Source organism: Limnohabitans sp. B9-3 (assembly GCF_002778325.1).
Lineage (GTDB): Bacteria > Pseudomonadota > Gammaproteobacteria > Burkholderiales > Burkholderiaceae_C > Limnohabitans > Limnohabitans kasalickyi.
Genome location: NZ_NESI01000007.1, coordinates 165873 through 186614, shown reverse-complemented (window position 1 = coordinate 186614; position 20742 = coordinate 165873). Strand labels below are relative to the sequence as shown.

Here is a 20742-nt window from a genome sequence, read left to right as displayed (position 1 = left end):
TTGAGCCCTCAAACACCCCATGGACATCGCTAGCTTTCTTGTGCAGGCCCTCAACGGGCTGGCCAGCGCGTCGTCTTTGTTCTTAGTGGCAGCAGGCCTGTCGCTGATTTTTGGGGTGTCGCGCATCGTCAACTTTGCACACGGCTCGTTCTTCATGTTGGGTGTTTATGTGGCTTATGCGCTGGTGTCGCACGCCGCGCCAGCAGTCTCTTCAGCGTTGGGCCTTGTGCTTGGCGATGCGGCCAGCCAAACCGCCGCTTACTTTTTACTGTTGCTGTGCGCCGCGCTCGTCACCGGCGCATTGGGTGCGTTGGTCGAAGTGCTGCTGCTGCGCCGCATTTACCAAGCGCCCGAATTGTTTCAGCTGCTCGCGACGTTTGCCTTGGTCTTGGTCATCCAAGACGGCACGCTGTGGGTGTGGGGCGCGGAAGACTTGCTGGGGCCACGCGCACCGGGTCTGAGCGGCGCGGTCGATATCTTGGGCCGTCGCTTCCCCACCTACGATTTGTTGTTGATCGCCATCGGCCCACTGGTGTTGGCCATGCTGTGGTGGACTTTGCAGCGCACGCGATTTGGTGTGCTGGTGCGCGCCGCCACGCAAGACCGCGAGATGTTGGGCGCACTGGGGGTGAACCAGCGCCACTTGTTCACCGCCGTGTTTGCACTGGGCTGCGCGTTGGCAGGCTTGGGCGGTGCACTGCAACTGCCCCGCGAGCCCGCGCACTTGGGGCTGGACATGGCAACCATTGGCGACGCGTTTGTGGTGGTCGTGGTGGGCGGCATGGGGTCCATCCCCGGGGCGTTTGTCGCGGCCCTTTTGATTGCAGAAATCAAAGCGCTGTGCATTGCAGTGGGCACGGTCGACATGTTGGGTGTGTCGTTTGCGTTTTCAAAACTCACACTGGTCGCCGAATTTTTGGTGATGGCGGCGGTGTTGATGGTGCGGCCTTGGGGTTTGTTGGGTAAACCACAAAGCGCGCCTCGTGCCAACACCGAACAAGAGGCGCCGTTTGCTTTGGGCGGCGCTCGCACGCAGCGACTGTGGCTGGTGCTCGGTGCGGCCTTGTTAGCCTTGCCGCTGGTCACTGGTGACGCCTCATACACCTTGGTGCTGGGCATTGACTTGCTGGTGGCTGCCTTGTTTGCCGCCAGCTTGCACTTCATCATGGGGCCGGCGGGCATGCACTCGTTTGGCCACGCGGCTTACTTTGGCGTGGGCGCGTATGCAGCGGCGCTGCTGGTGTTGCGTGCCGGCTTTACCACCGAAGCTGCGTTGCTGTTGGCCCCGTTGGTCAGCGCCTTGGTGGCTGCGCCCATCGCGTGGTTTGCGGTGCGCTTGTCGGGCGTGTACTTGGCCATGCTCACCTTGGCGTTTGCGCAAATTGTGTGGTCCATCTGTTTTCAGTGGGACGACTTCACGGGCGGCAGCAACGGCCTCACCGGCGTGTGGCCCAGTGCATGGTGGCAAGACAAATCTTCTTATTACTGGCTCACCCTCGCGCTGGTGAGCGCCAGCGTGTATGCCTTGCGCCGCGTGCTGATGTCGCCGCTAGGCTACGCGCTGCGCGCCAGCCGCGACTCGGTGGGCCGCGCCGAAGCGATGGGTTTAAACGTGGCGCGTGTGCAGTGGCTAGGCTTTGTGGTGGCCGCTGGTTTTGCGGGATTGGCGGGGGCGTTGTTTGTGTTCTCAAAAGGCAGCATCTCACCCGATGTGTTGGGTGTGAGCAAGTCGGTCGATGGCTTGGTGATGGTGCTCTTGGGCGGCGTGCACACGCTGGTCGGCCCCTTGGTCGGCGCGGTGACCTTCACGGCGCTGCAAGACAGCTTGGCCCGCAGCACCGACTATTGGCGCGCCGTGTTGGGCGGCAGCATGTTGTTGATGGTGCTGGTGTTTCCGCAAGGCATTGCGGGGTCGGTACAAAAGGCCTGGAGACGATATGTTGCTTGAAGTTCGTCACCTGCACAAAGCCTTTGGCGGCAACCAAGCCGTCAACGATGTGTCGTTCAATTTGCAAGCGGGCGAACTGCTCGCGCTCATAGGCCCGAACGGAGCAGGCAAATCTACCACCTTCAATTTGGTCAACGGCCAACTCGCCCCCGACAGCGGCGGCATCACCTTGGACGGCGTGTCGCTGCTGGGGCGCCAACCGCATGACTTGTGGCGCATGGGCGTGAGCCGCACCTTTCAAATCGCACAAACGTTTGGCTCGCTCACCGTGGCCGAGAACGTGCAAATGGCGCTGCTGTCAGCGGACGGCCAATCGCTTTCGCCTTGGCAACGGGCCACGCGCTATCGGCGCGACGAGGCCCTGGCCTTGCTGGCCCAAGTGCATTTAGAAGACCAAGCATCACGCCCTTGCAACGCCCTCGCCTACGGCGACGTAAAGCGCTTAGAGCTGGCGATGGCACTGGCCAACCAACCGCGCCTGTTGCTGATGGACGAACCCACCGCAGGCATGGCGCCCGACGAACGGCACGCGCTGATGGACCTCACCCGCCGCTTGGTGACCCAACGCGGCGTGGCCGTGCTCTTCACCGAACACAGCATGGACGTGGTGTTCGAGCATGCCGACCGCGTGCTGGTGATGGCGCGTGGGGCACTGATTGCCGGAGGCACACCCACACAAATTCAAGCCGACCCACAGGTGCAAGCCGTGTACTTTGGCAGCGGCAAGACCTTTGGCAAGGCCTCAGCACCGCGGACCTCAGAGACGACCCAGGCGATTGCTTCTGCTGATGCAACAACTGCCACAGCCCCAACAACAGGCGCAGCGCCATGAAACAAGCATCGACACCCTTTGCGCCGACTGCCTCGACGTTGCCACTGCTCGATGTGCAAGGCCTCAACGCTTGGTATGGCGCTGCGCAAGTCGTGTTCGATGCGCAACTGCACGTCCAGCGTGGCGAAGTGGTGGCCCTCGTCGGGCGCAACGGCGCGGGCAAGTCCAGCACGCTCAAGGCCATCATGGGCCTCATGCCACGTCGCACGGGCCGCGTGGTGTTTGCGGGGCAAGACATCTCCAATACCGAGCCTTACCAAGCCGCACGCTTGGGACTGGGCTATGTGCCGGAAGACCGCCGCATCTTCACCGACTTGACGGTGCTGGAAAACCTCACCATCGGCCAACAAGCCGCCCGCCGCTTTGCCGATGGCAGCCCCGCGCCACAGTGGTCACTCGACCAAGTATTTGCCCTCTTCCCCAATCTCGCGGACATGCAACAACGCCCCGCCAGCCATATGAGCGGTGGCGAGCAACAAATGCTCACCGTGGCTCGCACCCTCATGGGCAACCCGCTCATGGTGCTGCTCGACGAACCGTCTGAGGGCGTGGCACCCGTGATCGTGGAGCAAATGGGCGAGATGATTTTGGCTCTCAAAGCCCAAGGTGTGAGCGTGCTGCTGTCCGAGCAAAACACCCACTTCGCCAACTGGGTGAGCGACCGCCGCTATGCGCTGGATCGCGGTGTGATCGCGCCGGTGTGATCTGAATCAGGTTCGCTTGTCTGACAAGCGACCTGTGACGTATTTGTGAAGCACGCTGGCGATCAGCGTCTGATATGGCACGCCTTCTTCCAGCGCTTTAATTTGAATGTCGCTCAAGTCCACCGACGACAAACGAATGTTGACGCGTTTGTCCTTCACCGCTGTGCTTCGCGCTGCTGCCTTGAACTTAGCAAGCTCCGACTTACTGGCAACAGATTTCAACTTGCCTGCTTCATAGGCACTCAGAATTTCATCTTCGTCAGCATCAAGTTTTTTCATCAAGCACTCCAGGGTTTAAATAATCGCGCGTTGCTTTGCGACTGGGAATGATGGTTTTGAGAAAGAAATAGTCTTGCTCTTCAACCATCGGAACCAGATACACATAACCATCTCGCGCAATCACCAGTATTTGTTGGTTCGGATATTTCTTTGGATTTGGATGCGCCAGCACGTCCAACAATCCGTTCGCATCTATCGCCACCACCATCGCTTCAAAAGAGACATGCCGCTCTTTTAAGAGCGTTTCGTTTTTGTCTGCGTTCCAGCGAAATGGCTTCATGTCAGCGATTGTATGCATACGTGTGCCTTTTGTCATCAATCTATAAGGCCGTGATGTGCGAGGTTTGTATACGCCACCCGTGCCCGAACAGGGACAATTCGAGCACGCCAAATTTAGACACACACGGGGTCACGCATGAAAAAAATCTTACTTTTGGGCTCAGGTGAACTGGGCAAAGAATTCGTCATCAGCGCCAAGCGCTTGGGCTGCTACGTCGTCGCCTGCGACAGTTATGCGGGCGCACCCGCCATGCAAGTGGCCGACGAATCGTGTGTGTTCAGCATGTTGGATGAGGCGCCTTTGCGTGCAGCCATTGCACAACACCAACCCGATTTGATCGTGCCGGAAATTGAAGCCATTCGCACCGAGGTGTTGTTAGAGGTGGAGCAAGAAGGCTTTGAGGTCATCCCCAGCGCGAAGGCGGCCAACCTCACCATGAACCGCGACCGCATCCGCGATGTGGCGGTGGGTTTGGGCGTGCGCACCGCCAAGTTCAACTACGCCGAGTCGGCCGACGAACTGTTGGCTCAGGCGCAAACGATTGGTTTCCCGGTGGTCATCAAACCCGTGATGAGCTCGTCGGGCAAAGGTCAGAGCGTGGCCAAAACCGCCGCCGACATTCAAGCCAGTTGGGACTACGCGTGCGCGGGCATGCGCGGTGACCGCAAGAAAGTGATCGTCGAAGAGTTCATCAACTTTGAGTTTGAAATCACCCTGCTCACCATCCGCCAACGCAAGGGCCCCACCTTGTTTTGCGAGCCCATCGGCCATGTGCAAGAACGCGGCGATTACCAATACAGCTGGCAACCGCAACCCATGCTGCCGAGTTACCTTAAAGCCGCGCAAGACATGGCTGAAAAAGTGACGGCCGACTTAGGCGGCGCAGGCTTGTTTGGTGTGGAGTTTTTCGTGACGAAAGACGAAGTGATCTTCAGCGAGCTCAGCCCACGTCCGCACGACACCGGCATGGTCACGATGATCAGCCAAAACCTGAGCGAGTTTGATTTGCACGCCCGCGCCATTTTGGGTTTGCCCATTGCCAACATCGTGTGCACCGAAGGTGCCAGCGCCGTGGTACTGGCCACACAAGACGGCGTCAACCCCACGTACACCGGCGTGGCCGAGGCCTTGAGCGAGCCCGATGTGGACGTGCGCATCTTCGGCAAACCGACCACTCGCCCCTACCGCCGCATGGCGGTGGCACTGGCTAAGAACGGCAACGCCTTGGCGCGCGCTCGGGCCGCAGCGGCCAAAATTTCGGTGGTGGTTTAAACCGGCGTTGGCCCCGCCTTGCCACTGCGCACCACATAGCTCGCCTGCGTCTTTAGCCCCGCCTCTTTGCCTGCAGGAAACGCAGTGCTTCTGAAATCGCAGCGCACGCTGCTTGGCGTGACGGTGAGCAAGCTGTAACCCCGCTCATCGGCGCGGGCGTGCAGCAAATCGGGGTTGTTGGCTTTGATAACGCCCAACACCTTGTCGCCCATGCCACGCGACGTGATGGAGGTGGTCACAAACTCGCTGGCCACGATGGGCGACTGCGGATCGTTGGGCACCAAGCGCAGGTTCGACGCCACGTTCATGTGCACGTCGCCGCCCAAGGTGACCACGTTGTTCAACTTGTGATCCATCACGCTTTGCAGCAGACGTTGGCGCGCAGGGCCATAACCATCCCACGCGTCGTTATAGGAGGCGCGGCCCACAGGTGCAGGAATGCTGGTGGGCGCAATCAAGGTGGCTTGCGCCAGCAAACGCCAGGTGCGTTTAGAGGCGGCCAAGCCTTGATCCAACCAACGCTCTTGCTCGGCGCCGAGCATGCTGCGCTTGGGGTCGTCGAGCTCGTCGCACTGCGTCACCATGCGACCACCGCCGCGAATGGGGTCGCGGCAGGCTTGGGGGCTGCGGTATTGGCGACAGTCGAGAGTCCAGAGATCGGCCAGCTTGCCCCAGTTGAATTGCTCGTGCAAACGCATCGAGGCTTGCTGCGGGCTCTGCGGGTCGGGGCCGATCAACACCGGCTGGTGCTCAAAGTAGGCTTGGTAGGCAGCGGCGCGACGCAACAAAAACTGTTGCGGGTCGGTGTAGTTGCGGTCTTGGTCGTTGGCGTAGTCGTTGACCACTTCGTGGTCGTCCCACATCAACACCCACGGGTGGGCGGCGTGCGCGGCTTGCAGGTGGGGGTCGCGTTTGTATTGGGCGTAACGCTCGCGGTATTGCGGCAAGGTTTTGGGCTCGCCGCCGCTGTGTTGGCGCACCATGAATTGGGGGTTGGTGCTTTCGTAGATGTAGTCGCCCACAAACAGCACGAAGTCCAGCGACTGCTGGGCAATTTCTTGGTGCGCGATGTATTGCCCATGCTCGTAATGCTGGCACGACGCCAAAGCGATGCGCAGTTGCTGCACATCGGCGTTAGCAGCAGGTGCTGTACGGGTGTGGCCCACAGTGCTGACGGCGTCACCTTGGCTGAATCGGTACCAATAGTCGGTGGCGGGCTGCAAGTTTTGCAGATGCACATGCACGCTGTGGCCTCGGCTGGCATCGGTGACCACGTCCATTTTTTGTACCCGACGTTTGAGGGTTGCGTCGGCAAACACCGTCACTTGCACGCTCAACGCATAAGGGGCACTAGAGGCGCGATCGTCGTCAGCGATGACCAATCGCGTCCAGAGCACCACGCTGTCGGGCCGGGGTCGACCGCTGGCCACACCCAACGAGAAAGGGTTGGCACGCCAGCGACGCGTCGGGTCGCTTGGCTGAGCTGCAAGGGGGGTCAGCCAAGGTGCCATGGCCAACGCCATGGCGGTGCGTTGCAGGTGAAGGTTGAAGTCGCGTCGGTTCATGAAAAATAGATCTTGTCAGCCAGGAAACACATGCGGCATGTTAAGTTCAAAGCTGAACACTCGAAGGACCCCTATGCCCCAACGTCGCGACCATTTGGATGCCCTGGCCATTGTGCTGCTGGTGGTCTGCTGCCTGTTTTGGGGCTTTCAGCAAGTGCTGGTCAAAGCCACGCTGCCCGAAGTTGCGCCCTTGCTCCAAGCTGCCATTCGGTTCATGGGCGCCACGGTGCTGTTGTGGATGTGGTGCCGCTACCGCGGCGTAGCGCTGTTTGAGCGTGATGGCACGCTGCTGGCCGGGCTGCTGGCAGGCGTGTTGTTTTGCGGGGAGTTTGTGTGCATTTATGTGGGCTTGCAACACACCACGGCCTCGCGCTTGACGCTGTTTTTGTACACCTCACCGTTTTGGGTGTCGCTGCTGCTGCCCCTGTTTGTGCCGACAGAGCGTCTGCGGGCCGTGCAATGGACGGGCTTGGGGCTGGCATTCGCCGCCGTGGCGTTTGCCTTGCAAGACGGCTTGCAGGTCAACAACGCCACGGGTGTCATTGGCTTGGGCGATGCTTTGGCTTTGGCCTCAGGCGTGCTGTGGGCCTTGACCACGGTGGTGATTCGCACCACGCGGCTGGCCAGCATCAGCCCTGAAAAGCTGCTGTACTACCAAGTGGCCATGAGCACGGTCTTACTGCCTTTTGCATCGTCGTCATTGGGCGAGGTGTGGCAATTCAACCTGAGCGCCTTTGCATGGGGCTCGCTGGCCATTCAAACCGTGGCGGGCGCGTTTGCCAGCTACTTGGTCTGGATGTGGCTGCTGCGCCACTACCCCGCCACGCGCCTGGGCTCGTTCGTGTTTTTGACGCCTGTGTTTGCCATGGTGTTTGGCGCGCTGTGGTTGGGCGAAACGGTGTCCGCCCTCACGCTGGCCGCCTTGGTGGCCGTGGCGGCGGGCATCGTGTTGGTGAACAAAAAGGCCTGATCAGGCCTTTTTCGCCAACCCCAAACGCTCAACCGTGGACTTTTCGGCCTCGAACGTGCGGATGGCGTACTTGGTGTAGTCCTCGCTGTTCATGTAAATCACAGGCTGGTAGAACTTGTCCAAGGTTTCGATGACTTTGGGGTCGTCCAAGGTTTTCTTGAACGTGTCGTTGAGCACCCGCACCACGGCTGGGTCCATGCCCTTGGGGCCGCCGATGCCAAAGGGCGATTCAGAAATGGTGTCCCAGCCGTTTTCTTTGACAGTGGCGACATCGGGAAACGCTTTGGTGCGCTTGCTGCCCAAGGTTGCCAACAGGCGCAGCTTGCCGTCTTTGACCAAGGGAATGATCTCGGTGGTGCTGCTGGCCATGCGAATGTGACCGCCCAAGATGGACTGCACGATTTCAGAGGCGCCTTTGTAGGCAATGGGGTTGAGCTCGATGCCCGCTTTTTGGCTGAAGTCTTCAATCGCCAAATGCGGCGTGGTGCCCGTGCCGGTGTGACCGTACTCCAGCTTGCCGGGGTTGGCTTTGGCGTAGGCCACCATTTCTTTGAGCGTCTTGAACGGTGCGTCCAGCGACGCGGCGATGCAGAAGGTGTAGCCCGTCAAGCACGCGATGTGCGTGATGTCTTTGATCGGGTCATACGTGGTTTTTTGCATGTGCGGCTGGCGGTAAATGCCCAAAGGCAATTGCGTCAGCGTGTAGCCATCGGGGCGCGCACTCATCATGGCCGCTGCGCCCAAAGCACCGCCTGCGCCGGGTTTGTTTTCGCAAATCACCGACACGCCCAAGATGCGACTAGCGCTCTCGGCAAACGCACGCAACACCGCGTCGCTGGGGCCGGCAGGCGTCCAAGGCACGATGAGGGTGATGGGTTTGTTGGGGAACTTGTCTTGCGCCAGAGCCGCGCTGCTGACGAACGCAGGCGCTGCGAAGCTGGCCAAAGAACCGGCAAGGCCTTGCAGCGTTTGGCGACGTGTCAGATCAAGCGAGGCTTTGGGTTTAGATGTGTCGGTCAAGGTGTGGCTCCAGAAAATCTCTAAAGCCACACATTAATCGATTTGCGGCTAAACACACCTAGTGAGAACACCCACTCGCGCCGCATTCGGGTCACGTGAGTGTCAACTCACGTGAAGTGCTCACTCAGTTGGCGAAAGCAGCAATGCCCGTTTGTGCACGGCCCAAGATGAGGGCATGAATGTCGTGTGTGCCTTCGTAGGTGTTGACCACTTCGAGGTTGACCAAATGACGCGCCACACCGTACTCATCGCTGATGCCGTTGCCGCCCATCATGTCGCGGGCCATACGGGCAATGTCCAGCGCCTTGCCGCAGGAGTTGCGCTTCAAGATGGAGGTGATCTCGACGCTGGCGGTGCCTTCGTCTTTCATGCGACCCAAGCGCAAGCAGCCTTGCAGACCCAGCGAAATCTCGGTTTGCATGTCGGCCAACTTCTTTTGAATGAGTTGGTTGGCAGCGAGAGGGCGGCCGAATTGTTGGCGGTCCAGCGTGTACTGGCGGGCGCGGTGCCAGCAGTCTTCAGCGGCACCCAAAGCGCCCCAGGCGATGCCGTAGCGGGCGCTGTTCAAACAAGTGAACGGGCCTTTCAAGCCTTGCACTTCGGGGAAGGCGTTGTCTTCGGGCACAAACACGCCGTCCATCACGATTTCGCCGGTGATCGATGCGCGCAAGCCCACTTTGCCGTGAATGGCGGGGGCGCTCAAGCCCTTCATGCCTTTTTCCAAAATGAAGCCGCGGATGGGGCCCACTTGGCCGCCTTCGCTCACTTCTTTGGCCCACACCACAAACACATCGGCGATGGGGCTGTTGGAGATCCACATCTTGCTGCCCTTGAGCATGTAGCCGCCGGCCACCTTTTGGGCGCGTGTGGCCATGTTGGCAGGGTCAGAGCCGTGGTCGGGTTCGGTCAGGCCGAAGCAGCCGATCCACTCGCCGGTGGCGAGCTTGGGCAAGAAGCGGTGTTTTTGCTCTTCGGTGCCAAAGTCGTTGATCGGCACCATCACCAGTGACGACTGCACGCTCATCATCGAGCGGTAGCCCGAATCGACGCGCTCGACTTCGCGGGCAATCAGGCCGTAAGCCACGTAATTCAGGCCAGGGCCGCCGTACTCGGTGGGAATGGTGGGGCCCAACAAGCCCAACTCGCCCATCTCGCGGAAGATCTCGATGTCGGTTTTTTCGTTGCGAAACGCGTTCAGCACACGGGGTTGCAGCTTGTCTTGGCAATAAGCGGCCGCGGCTTCGCGGATCATGCGCTCTTCGTCGGTCAGTTGCTGGTCGAGCAAAAACGGGTCTTGCCAGTTGAATGCGGCGTGGGCCATGAGAGAACTCCTAAAGGTCAATTGCAGTTGGCCTGCATGTTAATGCGGCCCCAACGTCCTTGCCTTTCTAGGGAAACACCCTAGCGTCGCCAAGGCTACAACGCGGTCGAGCGTTCCAGCGTCGCGTCAAACAGGCGGGTGACCCACGCCCTTAGCCAACGGTTGGCGGGATCGTTCTCGAAGCGCGCGCTCCAATGCAGCGAAACCGTGAAATCACTCAGAGGCAATTGAGGCTCGACCACGACATAGTCGCCACTTTGCGCAAAGCCTTGGGCGATGTTGCGGGGCATGAGCACGGCCAAATCGGTGTCGCGCACGATGTCGGGCAGGGCCAAAAAGTGGGCAGCGGTGAGGCGCAGCCGGTCTTCGAGTTGCAGCAATTGCAGGATATGCAAGGTTTCGGCGTGCGAGCGCACGGCGGCGTAGTCGAGTTGGCGCAAACGCGAGAGGGGCGTGATGGGCGCCCCCGTCGCAGTGGGCGGCGCGTCTGAGGCGCTCAGCCACGGGTGGTCTTTGCGCAGCAACACGATGTAGCGGTCTTGCAGCAAAGCGTGTTGGCGTGTGCCTTGGACGGTAGGCAAAAAGCCAATCGCCACATCCAAACGCCCACTGTTGAGGGCTGCGGCGATGTCGTCATGCGGCAAGGGCGCTGACTCCACCCTTATGTTGGGCGCTTGGCGACGGACCGCCGAAATCAAGGCGGGCAAGAACCGCGCTTCGCCAATGTCGCTCAGATGCAACCGAAAGGTTTGAGCCGACACCGCCGGCTCAAACGAGGCCGATTCGTTGAGCGCCAGCTCCAAGGTGGTCAAGGCCGAGGCCACCGCCGCCGACAAGCGATCGGCCTTGGCCGTTGGCTGCACGCCGCCGGGGGCGCGGGTGAACAGCGGGTCTTGGATGAGCAGGCGCAAACGCGTCAACCCTTGGCTGGCAGCGGGCTGCGTCAAGCCCAAGGTTTGCGCGGCACGGCTCACGCTGCGGGTGCGGTACACCGCATCGAACAGGCGCAGCAGGTTGAGGTCGACGTCTTTAATATGCATAAAACTAATAATGCTTAGTCACTTCATTGTATGGATGAATGACCCAAGCCCACGCACACTGGCGTCATAACAGGAGACACACCGTGGAAGTTTCATTCAGCCAAGAAGTGGAAATGCTGCGCATGGGCGCGGGCGAAACGTTTCACGGCGAGGGCATTTTGGCCATCACCAAGGCCTTGCTGCAGTCGGGCGTGGCCTACGTGGGCGGCTACCAAGGCGCGCCGGTGTCGCACTTGCTCGACGTGATGGTGCAAGGCAAAGACTACATGCAAGAGCTGGGCGTGCACGTCGAAGCCTGCGCCAACGAAGCCTCGGCGGCGGCCATGCTGGGCGCCTCCATCCATTACCCCTTGCGCGGCGCGGTGACCTGGAAGTCCATCGTCGGCACCAACGTGGCGGCCGATGCGCTGAGCAATTTGTCGTCGCCTGGGGTCAAAGGCGGCGTGCTGGTGGTGGTGGGTGAAGACTACGGCGAGGGCGCCTCGGTCATCCAAGAACGCACCCATGCTTATGCGCTGAAGTCGGGCATGTTGCTGCTCGACCCCCGCCCCGACCTGAGCCGCATGGTGGACATGGTGGAGCACGGGTTTCGCCTGTCCGAAGCGTCCAACATGCCCGCCTTGATGGAGCTGCGCATCCGCGCCTGCCATGTGCGTGGCAGCTTTGTGGCCAAGGACAACCAAGCGCCAGCAATCTCAGCGCTGCATCTGATGAACGAGCCGGCCAAGTTTGACTACAGCCGACTCGCCCACCCGCCCGTCACCTTTGGCCACGAAAAGCTCAAGCACCAAGAGCGCATTCCCGCGGCACGCGCCTACATCGAAGCGCATGGGTTGAACGAGCACTTTGACGGTGAGCACGCCGACCTCGGCATCATCGTGCAAGGGGGTCTCTACAACACGCTGATTCGTGCGCTACAACAGTTCGGCTTGGCCGACGCGTTTGGCGAATCCAAAATTCCGCTACTGGTGCTCAACGTCACCTGCCCCTTGGTGCCCGACCAAATTGCCAACTTCTGCATTGGCAAACGCGGCGTGTTGGTGATGGAAGAAGGCCAACCTGAGTACATCGAGCAAGAAATTGCCACCCTGCTGCGCCGCCGCGACCTGCCCACGCCCTTGCACGGCAAAGACTGGTTGCCCCAAGGCGGCGAGTACACCGCCGAGGTGATGGCGCAGGGCTTGTTGCAGTTTGTGAACCAGTATTTGGCCGCAGCGGCAAGTGATGGCTCGGCGCCCAATGCCTCGGTAGCCAGCGCAGCAAACACCACGGCCACCGCCACCTCCGGCGTGCAGCAATGGCTGCAAGGTAACCGTGACCGCCGCACCGCCGTCACCCAAACCTTGAGCGACAAGGGCCAAACCCTGCCAGCGCGCCCGCCCGGTTTTTGCGTGGGCTGCCCCGAGCGGCCCGTGTTCTCGGCGATCAAACTCGCGCAGCAAGACATTGGCGCGGTGCATGTGGCCGCCGACATTGGCTGCCACGCGCTGGGCACGTTTGAGCCCTTCTCTACCGGCCACACGATCTTGGGCTACGGCATGAGCTTGGCCAGCCGCGCAGGTGTCTCGCCCGCCATGCAACGGCGGGTGTTGTCCATCATGGGCGACGGTGGGTTTTGGCACAACGGTTTGCTGACCGGCGTGCAAAGCGCGCTGTTCAACGGTGACGACGCGGTGCTGCTGATTTTCAAAAACGGTTACACCTCGGCCACGGGCACCCAAGACATCATCTCCACCCCCGATGACGCAGCTAAACTCGCCGCGGCCGACAAATGGCAAAGCTTGGCCCACACCAACCAAACCATTGAGCGCACGCTGCAAGGCTTGGGCGTGAAGTGGATGCGCACGGTGCACACCTACGAAGTGGCCAAAGTGCGCGAGACCTTGGTCGACGCCTTTACCTCCGATTTTCAAGGCCTCAAAGTCATCATCGCCGAGGGCGAATGCCAGCTGGAGCGCCAGCGTCGCATCAAGCCGTGGATTGCCAGCTTGCTCAAAAAAGGCGAGCGCGTGCAACGCGTGAAATACGGTGTGGACGAAGACGTGTGCAACGGCGACCACGCCTGCATCCGCTTGTCGGGCTGCCCCACGCTGACCCTCAAAGACAACCCCGATCCGCTCAAGGTCGACCCCGTCGCCACCGTGATCGACGGCTGCGTGGGCTGTGGCTTGTGCGGCGAAAACGCCCATGCGGCCACGCTGTGCCCCTCGTTCTACCGCGCAGAAGTGGTGCAAAACGCGTCGCTGTGGGAACGCTTCATGGCCTCGGTGCGCGGCCAAGTGGTGCGCGTGCTTCAACCGGCTTAAAGACCCTTCAAGATTTGCCATGACCCAACCCATTTCTATTTTGTTGTGCGCCTTAGGCGGCGAGGGCGGCGGCGTGTTGGCCGATTGGCTGATCGATGCCGCGCGTCACGCGGGCTACCCCGCGCAAGCCACCTCCATCCCCGGCGTGGCGCAGCGCACAGGCGCCACCACGTATTACCTCGAAGTGTTCCCCACCCACAGCCGTGAGCTGGGCGGACGCAAACCCGTCTTTGGCCTCAACCCCTTGCCAGGTCGCCTTGATTTGCTGGTGTCGTCCGAGCTGCTAGAGACCGCACGGCAAATCAGCAACGGCTTGAGTTCGGCCGACCGCACCTTGCTCATCAGCGCGAGCAACCGTACCTTGACCACACAAGAAAAAATGCAAATGGGTGACGGCCGCTTGGACGACGCCGCGCTGGTGCAACTGCTGCAACAACACAGCCGCGCCAGCCATGTGCTGGACATGGCCAGCCTCACCCGCGACGCAGGCACGGTGGTCAGCGCCGTGATGCTGGGCAGCATCGCGGCCAGCGGTGTGCTGCCGCTGCAACGTGCCGACTACGAAGCCGCCGTTGCCAACGGCAAACCCACCGACCAACTCAACGCCAGCCAACGCGCCAGCTTGCGCGGCTTTGCTTTGGCATGGGACGCGGTAGAAAACCAAAAAACACAATCGCGTTACGTGGATGCAGTGTTAGCACCAAAAATCAACGCAGCAGGCAAGGCCACATCAGCCCTCGCCAACGCAGCCCCCGAGTTGCCGAGCAGCCTGGCCAGTCAGTTCCCCGCCGCCACCCACGAGATGCTGGCCTTGGGCGTGGACCGGCTCATGGACTACCAAGGCGCTGCCTATGTGGACCTGTACGTGCAGCGCCTGCGCACCGTGCTGGCCACCGAGCCCACCGGCCAATCGGCCGTCACCCAAGAAACCGCCCGCTGGCTGGCCTTGTGGATGGCGTTTGACGACATCGTGCGGGTCTCCGATCTCAAAAGCCGCGCCAGCCGTTGGGCCCGTGTGCGCGGCGAGGTCAAAGCCAAAGACGACGATGTGGTGAAGCTGTTTGACCACTTCAAACCCGGCATTCCCGAATTTGCAGCGCTGCTGCCCAAGCCCTTGGCCTTAACGCTCACGCGCTGGGACAACGCCCGCGTCGTGCGCGGCAAGCAGCCCTTGGCGTTCCCCATCAAAGTGGGCACACACAGCGTGTTTGGCATGGTGATGCTGCGCTTGCTGGCCAGCCTGACTTGGCTGCGCGTACGGGGCCACCGCTACGCCGAAGAACAAGCCTTGATCGACGAATGGCTGAACGCCGTGACCCACGCCAGCGCGCAAAGCTCGGCATTGGGCCTGTCGCTGGCCCAATGCGGACGGCTCATCAAAGGCTACGGCGGCACCCACGACCGCGGGCGCGACAACCTGCTGCACATCTTGCGTCACTTGGCGCAAGGCGCTGCGTTTGACAGCGCCGCCGAGCGCGCCCACGCGATTGACCAAGCCCGCGAAGCCGCGTTGCGCGACGAAGCCGGCATCGCCTTAGACCAAACGCTGCGCGCACACGGTGCGCCCGCGCGCGAAGTCAAAGCACAACCCATACGCTGGATGCCACGCGTCCGTCCAAGCGCCCATGTTCCCCCTGTGCCACCTCGGTGACACGGGGAAACACCTGTAGAAACTGCCACTCAAAACGATTACAACTTATAACTTTCAAGCTGCCTCAAAAAGGCTTTTTTTCGAGCTTTGTATCCCTTAACTTTCGTCCACTTCTTTTGCGAGGAACCCATGCAAGTCAAACTCTCACGCACTCTGGCCGCCACCGCCATCGCCGCCCTCACCTTTGGTGCAGCTCACGCGCAAGACAAACCGGTCATGGTCAAAATGGCCAGCTGGGTGCCTGCACAGCATGCCCTCAACCCTGCTTTACAAGCTTGGGGCGAAAGCTTGAAAGCCGCCTCGGGCGGCACGATCAGCGCCACCCTGTTCCCCTCGGAACAACTGGGCAAAGCGTTTGACCACTACGACATGGCACGCGACGGCATTTCTGATTTCTCATACGTCAACCCTGGCTACCAGCCTGGCCGCTTCCCCATCTTTGCAGCAGCGTCGTTGCCCTTCATGATCACCAATGCCAAGGCCGGCTCTGCCGCCATTGACGCGTGGTACCGCAACTACGCGGCCAAAGAAATGAAAGATGTGCACTTTTGCTTCGCCTTCGCACACGACCCCGGTGCCTTCCACTCACGCAAGAAAATTGTCTTGCCCACCGACATCAAGGGCATGAAAGTGCGCCCAGCCACCGCCACGGTGGGTCAAGTCATCACCATGCTGGGTGGCACCAACGTGCAAGCGTCGGCCCCAGAATCGCGCGACATGCTGGAGCGCGGCGTGGCCGAGGCCATCACCTTCCCTTGGGGTTCGATGACCTTGTTTGGCATCGACAAAGTGGTGAAGTACCACATGGATGTGCCTTTCTACGCCACGCCATTTGTGTGGGTGATGAACAAAGACAAATACGCCGCCTTGTCGGCCAACCAAAAGAAAGCCGTCGACGGCCATTGCAACAGCGAGTGGGCCGAAAAAGTGGGCACTGCGTGGGCAGACTTTGAAATCTCCGGCCACACCAAATTGGCGGCCGACCCTAGCCGCGAGGTTTACAAACTCACACCCGACCAACTCAACGCTTGGAAGCAAGCCGTGGCCCCTGTCGAAGTGCAATGGGCCGCAGACGTGAAGAAAAAAGGCGAAGACCCTGCCGCTGTGATGAGCGCCTTCAAGCAATCGCTGGCCAAGTACAAGTCGGGCATGTGAGGGCGGCATGAGCACTGAATCTGCGCCTCGCAAAAATCCATTCGACCGCATCATCGATGGCATCGAATGGATGGCTGCGCTCTTTGTCGGCATCGTTGCAGCCAACATCTTCATCTCGGTGGTGCTGCGCAAGTTCTTTGACACCTCGATTCCCGACAGCTACGACTTCGGTCGTTTGCTGCTGGGCATTTTGATTTTCTGGGGCATCGCCGCCACCAGTTATCGCGGCAGCCACATCACTGTGGATTTACTCTGGACCTCGGCCAGCCCGCGGATGCGCCGATACATCGACGTGTTTGCCACTCTGGTGCTGCTGTTTGTGGTGACGGTGCAAACCATCATGCTGTTCGACAAGGTCAGTATGACTTACATCGACAACGTGCTGACCTACGACTTGAACTTGCCCACGTGGCCCTTCTTCGCCGTGGCGTGGATGGGTGATGTGTGTGCGGTGTTGTTGATTGGCATCCGGACTTGGCGACTGATCTTCCAGCCCGAGGCTTTGGAAGACCACCCTGAAATGAAAACAAGTGAATAAAAAATGGAACTGAGTACCGATGCCGTCGCCGTGATCGGCTTTGTTGTGTTGTTTGTGCTGATGCTCTTGCGCGTGCCTGTGGGTATGGCCATGGGTTTGGTGGGCGTGGTCGGCTACAGCTACATCGCGGGCACCGGCCCCGCCCTGAAGCTGATCGGCCAAACCTCCATGCGCACTGTGACGGATTACACCTTTGGGGTGATTCCGATGTTCATGCTAATGGGCGCGTTTGTGTCGGTGTCGGGGGTGAGTCGCGAGCTGTTCCGTGCGGCCAATTCCTTCATCGGCCACTTGCGTGGTGGTTTGGGTGTAGCCACCGTGTTGGCCTGCGGTGGCTTTGCGGCCATCTGCGGCTCATCCGTAGCGACCGCAGCCACCTTCTCGGCCGTGGCTTACCCTGAAATGCGCCGTTTTGGTTATCCCCAGTCGTTCGCCACCGGCGTGATTGCGGCAGGCGGCACTTTGGGCGCCATGCTGCCACCGTCCACCGTATTGGCCGTCTATGCCATCTTGACCCAGCAAGACATTGGCAAGCTGTTCATGGCGGGCATCGTGCCGGGTTTGTTGGCGATGACCATGTACGTCATCACCATCATGCTGATCGTGTACTTCCGCCCCGACTGGTTGCCTGCGGGTGAGCGCAAGTCTTTGCCTGAACGCCTCAGCGGTTTGAAAGACGTGTGGGCGCCCTTGGTCTTGTTCTTGTTCGTCATCGGCGGTTTGTACGGCGGCTTCTTCACGCCCACTGAAGCGGGTGGTGTGGGTGCCAGCGGTGCGTTCTTGCTGGGTGTGCTGCGCGGCAAGTTGGACCGTGCCGGCATTCGCGAAGCGCTGCTCTCAGCCACACGCACCTCGGCAGCGGTGTTCACTGTGTTGATTGGTGCGCTGCTGTTTGGCTACTTTTTAACCATCACCCAAACGCCGCAAAAACTCACCGAGTTCTTGACCGGTTTGGGCGTGGGCCGCTACGGCGTGCTGGCCATGATCATGGTGATGTATTTGGTGCTGGGCTGCTTGATGGACGCGATGGCCATGATCATCTTGACCGTGCCCATCATCTATCCCGTCATCTTGCAACTGGGCTTCGACCCGATTTGGTTTGGCATCATCATCGTGATGACGGTGGAGCTGGGGCTGATTCATCCGCCGGTGGGGATGAATGTCTTTGTTATCAAGAGTGTGGTGAAAGACGTGAGTTTCATGACCATCTTCAAGGGCGTGATTCCTTTCGTCATCACCGACATCTTGCGCCTCATCATCTTGATCGCTTTCCCGATCATTGCTCTTTGGTTGCCTAACCGCTTGTGATGAAACGGTGACGCATGTGAAAGAGGCCTTGGTTTTCCAAGGCCTCTTTTTTATTCCGATGCGTCGAATACCGTGAGAGACACGGTGGTTAGCAGACTTTGTAAAAACTCAAATGCACTGCGTCAGGTAAGCGCAAACCCACGCCAATGAACTGGTGCTCGGCCAGCCAAGCCCATTGGGGGTGGGTGGCCTCAAACTTGGGTTGGCAGCGAAAGTAAACACGCGCAGGGTCCACGGGTTCGCCACGCCGAATCTTGGCGGAGTCTTCGGCAGACGCCACGCGCAACGCGGTGTTTTGCACAAACACGCGGCTGCCATCTTGCAACTCCAGCACGTAGCGTGCATCTAAATGCGCTTGTGTGCCGTCGCCCACTATCAACTGAAAGTCAGCTCCGCCCGGCACGATGCGGCCCTGCATCTGCGGCCCCGTCACCGTGCCACCCGTGATGGGAATCATGCGACGCATGCCCATCGCGGTTTGGCCGACTTCAACGGGTGCGTCAATCGTGACAGCGACGTCACACAGGTGTTCGAGGGTGGGGGCGGGTAGGTTCATGGGTGGATGTTAAGTCGCGCTTTATCCAGCCGTTACATAAGAGGAGTCGCTCACGCTACAGAAATTATTGAGCCTGACTCGCCCGCCTCAGCACGTCTGTCTTTAGCCTCCATCAAGGTTTGACAGGAGTAGGCCAATGAACTACCATCACATTACCGCATTTGAATGGGACGATGCCAAAAGTGATGCATGCTTTACAGAACGTGGTTTCGACTTTGCGTATGTCACCCATGCATTTTTAGATCCCAAACGCCAAGTCGATATTGACCGTCGGTGGGGTTACGGCGAAACACGTTTTCAGTTGCATGGACGCATCGCTACTCGCGTCTTTGTTGTGATTTACGCCCTCAGGGGCACAAGTGCTCGCATCATTTCTGCTCGCAAAGCCAACTCACGAGAGGTCAAAGCTTATGACAACCGTACGCACTAAAGTCGATCTTTCAAACCCATCATCACTTCCCAAGGGACGAATTCGCAGAGCGTTTGTGGATGGCACCCGTGACGCCGACATCGCTGCGCAACAAAGCCTTGACGATGCGGAAGGCATGGGTGATGCCGCCAAATTTGCCCGACGCGTACGTCGCCGTTTAGGGCTGACTCAGCTTGAGTTTTCTCAGCGCATTGACGTGTCGCTCGACACCATTCGTAATTGGGAACAAGGCAAGCGCTGCCCAACGGGTGCCGCCAAGACCTTGCTCAAAATATTGGACCGAGCGCCAGAAGCAACACTGGCCGTATTGACGTGAATGCAGGAAAGCGCGTTTGCAATGGCTGCAAACGCGCTTTGAACATCATCGCTCGCGCAACGCCTGCGACACGTTTTGCAGCGGCCGGAACAGGTACTCCAACACGGTTTTTTGGCCGGTGCGGATTTCCACGGTCGCGGTCATGCCGGGGGTGGGTTCGAGTTTCAAGCCTTTGCGCACGCGGTTGGGGTCTTTGATGCGCACCAAGATGCGGTAGAAACCTTCTTCCATGTCGGCGGGGTTGGCACCGGGTTTACGTTGCTGACGTTCGTCTTTGAGGGTGTCGGGGCTCAGGTGCTCCAACTCGCCGTCTAAGCCGCCGTATTTGTTGAAGTCATACGAGCTCAGCTTCACGACCGTTTTTTGGCCGACTTTCAAAAACGCCACCTCCGATGGCTTGACGTAAGCCTCGACCAACATTTCGTCTTCGGTGGGCACGATTTCTAAGATGGGCTGGCCCGCTTGAATGACGCCGCCCAAAGTGGTGACTTGCACATTTTTAACCACGCCCTTCATGGGCGATTTGATGGTGGTGTGCCTGAACGCATCTTGTCGCGCTGAGGCGTTTTCTTTGGTCTGCGACAACTCAGACGAGACACGGGTCAACTCGTTGTTGGCGTCGGTGAGGTAGCGGTTTTTGCGATCGGCACGTTGTCCCAACAGATCCGCTTGTTGGCGCTTGAGACGCAACAGCTCTACCTCTGACATCACACCGCCTTGTACCAGAGGCGCGGTCATGGTGATTTCGCGGGTGATGGCCGACAACGACGCATCCAACGCCACCAAAGACTCCGACAGTGCCAGTTTGCGGGCCTCGTAGGCTTGTGTCTCTTGCAACACCAATTGCTTTTCATTTTGCAACTGTGGCGGGAAAGAGAGCGCTGTGTTGTTGGCCTCGGCACGCAAACGCGCGGCAATGGCCAGCAACGACAGGTACTTTTCGTTCGCCTCCCGATAGCCCGCGCCAGAACGGGTGTCATCCATTTGCAACAGCACTTGGTCTTTGGCGACCACATCGCCCTCACGCACCAGCATTTCGCGCAACACGCCAGAGTCCAAGCTTTGAATCACTTGTTCTCGGCTGGAAGGGATGACCTTGCCTTGCCCGCGGGTGATCTCATCCAAGCTGAAATAGCCAGCCCAAAGCAAGGCCGCCACCAAGGTGGCCGCCGTTGCCCATACCAAGATTCGACTGGCTTCGCGCTCGTCGTCCTCGACGGTGCTGATTCCGAATTGTTTGCTTCTCATGTC

At 59.8% G+C, this 20742-nt stretch carries 20 protein-coding genes; 12 read left to right on the top strand and 8 right to left on the bottom strand.

The features are described 5' to 3' along the window. The first annotated feature begins 19 nt into the window (after nucleotides 1–19). Genes B9Z42_RS12040 through B9Z42_RS12030 form a run of 3 tightly spaced genes read left to right on the top strand, consistent with a single transcriptional unit; the run spans nucleotide 20 to nucleotide 3484 of the window. A complete protein-coding gene (locus tag B9Z42_RS12040) occupies nucleotides 20–1948 on the top strand; it encodes an ABC transporter permease (RefSeq protein WP_100133636.1) in 1929 nt (642 codons plus the stop codon). Beyond that, nucleotides 1938–2780, top strand: coding sequence for an ABC transporter ATP-binding protein (locus B9Z42_RS12035; protein WP_100133635.1), 843 nt, complete (start codon nucleotides 1938–1940; stop codon nucleotides 2778–2780). Before B9Z42_RS12040 ends, B9Z42_RS12035 begins: the two co-directional genes overlap by 11 nt. Further along, nucleotides 2777–3484: an ABC transporter ATP-binding protein gene (locus tag B9Z42_RS12030; protein WP_100133634.1), complete on the top strand. Its 708-nt coding sequence runs from the start codon at nucleotides 2777–2779 to the stop codon at nucleotides 3482–3484. Before B9Z42_RS12035 ends, B9Z42_RS12030 begins: the two co-directional genes overlap by 4 nt. A gap of 6 nt (nucleotides 3485–3490) precedes the next feature. Here the strand turns inward: B9Z42_RS12030 and B9Z42_RS12025 are convergent, their stop codons facing one another. Both B9Z42_RS12025 and B9Z42_RS12020 read right to left on the bottom strand, forming a co-directional pair. Further along, entirely contained in the window at nucleotides 3491–3763 is a 273-nt protein-coding gene (locus B9Z42_RS12025) for a hypothetical protein (protein WP_100133633.1), read from the bottom strand. Beyond that, complete coding sequence (locus B9Z42_RS12020) at nucleotides 3750–4061, bottom strand: hypothetical protein (protein WP_233203634.1); 312 nt, start codon at nucleotides 4059–4061, stop codon at nucleotides 3750–3752. Before B9Z42_RS12020 ends, B9Z42_RS12025 begins: the two co-directional genes overlap by 14 nt. A gap of 117 nt (nucleotides 4062–4178) precedes the next feature. Here B9Z42_RS12020 and purT point away from each other — a divergent pair, with 117 nt between their 5' ends. Then, complete coding sequence (gene purT / locus B9Z42_RS12015; protein ID WP_100133631.1) at nucleotides 4179–5315, top strand: formate-dependent phosphoribosylglycinamide formyltransferase; 1137 nt, start codon at nucleotides 4179–4181, stop codon at nucleotides 5313–5315. On the opposite strand, the gene B9Z42_RS12010 is transcribed toward purT, so the two are convergent. Then, complete coding sequence (locus B9Z42_RS12010; RefSeq protein ID WP_100133630.1) at nucleotides 5312–6880, bottom strand: alkaline phosphatase; 1569 nt, start codon at nucleotides 6878–6880, stop codon at nucleotides 5312–5314. The two genes, purT and B9Z42_RS12010, sit on opposite strands and share 4 nt — an antisense overlap. A gap of 73 nt (nucleotides 6881–6953) precedes the next feature. Here B9Z42_RS12010 and B9Z42_RS12005 point away from each other — a divergent pair, with 73 nt between their 5' ends. Continuing rightward, nucleotides 6954–7850 (top strand): DMT family transporter, encoded by an 897-nt coding sequence (locus B9Z42_RS12005; protein WP_100133629.1) that lies wholly within the window; start codon nucleotides 6954–6956, stop codon nucleotides 7848–7850. On the opposite strand, the gene B9Z42_RS12000 is transcribed toward B9Z42_RS12005, so the two are convergent. The 3 genes from B9Z42_RS12000 to B9Z42_RS11990 all read right to left on the bottom strand — a co-directional run bounded on the left by B9Z42_RS12000 (nucleotide 7851) and on the right by B9Z42_RS11990 (nucleotide 11231). Continuing rightward, nucleotides 7851–8870 (bottom strand): tripartite tricarboxylate transporter substrate binding protein, encoded by a 1020-nt coding sequence (locus B9Z42_RS12000; RefSeq protein ID WP_100133628.1) that lies wholly within the window; start codon nucleotides 8868–8870, stop codon nucleotides 7851–7853. 124 nt (nucleotides 8871–8994) lie between these two features. Next, complete coding sequence (locus B9Z42_RS11995) at nucleotides 8995–10191, bottom strand: acyl-CoA dehydrogenase (RefSeq protein WP_100133627.1); 1197 nt, start codon at nucleotides 10189–10191, stop codon at nucleotides 8995–8997. A gap of 95 nt (nucleotides 10192–10286) precedes the next feature. Beyond that, on the bottom strand, nucleotides 10287–11231 hold the full coding sequence (locus tag B9Z42_RS11990) for a LysR family transcriptional regulator (RefSeq protein WP_199172048.1): 945 nt from the start codon (nucleotides 11229–11231) through the stop codon (nucleotides 10287–10289). An 83-nt stretch (nucleotides 11232–11314) separates the two neighbouring features. Here B9Z42_RS11990 and B9Z42_RS11985 point away from each other — a divergent pair, with 83 nt between their 5' ends. The 5 genes from B9Z42_RS11985 (at nucleotide 11315) to B9Z42_RS11965 (ending at nucleotide 18189) form a co-directional block, all read left to right on the top strand. Beyond that, entirely contained in the window at nucleotides 11315–13537 is a 2223-nt protein-coding gene (locus B9Z42_RS11985; RefSeq protein WP_100133690.1) for an indolepyruvate ferredoxin oxidoreductase subunit alpha, read from the top strand. Nucleotides 13538–13556: 19 nt separating this feature from the next. Continuing rightward, nucleotides 13557–15188, top strand: a complete 1632-nt coding sequence (locus B9Z42_RS11980) for an indolepyruvate oxidoreductase subunit beta family protein (protein ID WP_100133625.1) — start codon at nucleotides 13557–13559, stop codon at nucleotides 15186–15188. A gap of 129 nt (nucleotides 15189–15317) precedes the next feature. Further along, nucleotides 15318–16343: a TRAP transporter substrate-binding protein gene (locus B9Z42_RS11975; RefSeq protein WP_100133624.1), complete on the top strand. Its 1026-nt coding sequence runs from the start codon at nucleotides 15318–15320 to the stop codon at nucleotides 16341–16343. A gap of 7 nt (nucleotides 16344–16350) precedes the next feature. Then, complete coding sequence (locus B9Z42_RS11970; RefSeq protein WP_100133623.1) at nucleotides 16351–16881, top strand: TRAP transporter small permease; 531 nt, start codon at nucleotides 16351–16353, stop codon at nucleotides 16879–16881. Between the two features lie 3 nt (nucleotides 16882–16884). Next, nucleotides 16885–18189, top strand: coding sequence for a TRAP transporter large permease (locus tag B9Z42_RS11965; RefSeq protein WP_233203633.1), 1305 nt, complete (start codon nucleotides 16885–16887; stop codon nucleotides 18187–18189). 88 nt (nucleotides 18190–18277) lie between these two features. Here the strand turns inward: B9Z42_RS11965 and B9Z42_RS11960 are convergent, their stop codons facing one another. Then, nucleotides 18278–18745 carry a DUF3237 domain-containing protein gene (locus B9Z42_RS11960; RefSeq protein WP_100133622.1) on the bottom strand — a complete coding sequence of 156 codons (468 nt, stop codon included), beginning with the start codon at nucleotides 18743–18745 and terminating at the stop codon, nucleotides 18278–18280. A 136-nt stretch (nucleotides 18746–18881) separates the two neighbouring features. Here B9Z42_RS11960 and B9Z42_RS11955 point away from each other — a divergent pair, with 136 nt between their 5' ends. Both B9Z42_RS11955 and B9Z42_RS11950 read left to right on the top strand, forming a co-directional pair. Next, nucleotides 18882–19175 (top strand): BrnT family toxin, encoded by a 294-nt coding sequence (locus tag B9Z42_RS11955; RefSeq protein ID WP_100133621.1) that lies wholly within the window; start codon nucleotides 18882–18884, stop codon nucleotides 19173–19175. Between the two features lie 55 nt (nucleotides 19176–19230). Then, nucleotides 19231–19491 carry a DNA-binding transcriptional regulator gene (locus tag B9Z42_RS11950; protein WP_233203632.1) on the top strand — a complete coding sequence of 87 codons (261 nt, stop codon included), beginning with the start codon at nucleotides 19231–19233 and terminating at the stop codon, nucleotides 19489–19491. A 45-nt stretch (nucleotides 19492–19536) separates the two neighbouring features. On the opposite strand, the gene B9Z42_RS11945 is transcribed toward B9Z42_RS11950, so the two are convergent. Further along, nucleotides 19537–20739: an HlyD family type I secretion periplasmic adaptor subunit gene (locus tag B9Z42_RS11945; RefSeq protein ID WP_100133619.1), complete on the bottom strand. Its 1203-nt coding sequence runs from the start codon at nucleotides 20737–20739 to the stop codon at nucleotides 19537–19539. Between the last annotated feature and the right edge of the window lie 3 nt (nucleotides 20740–20742).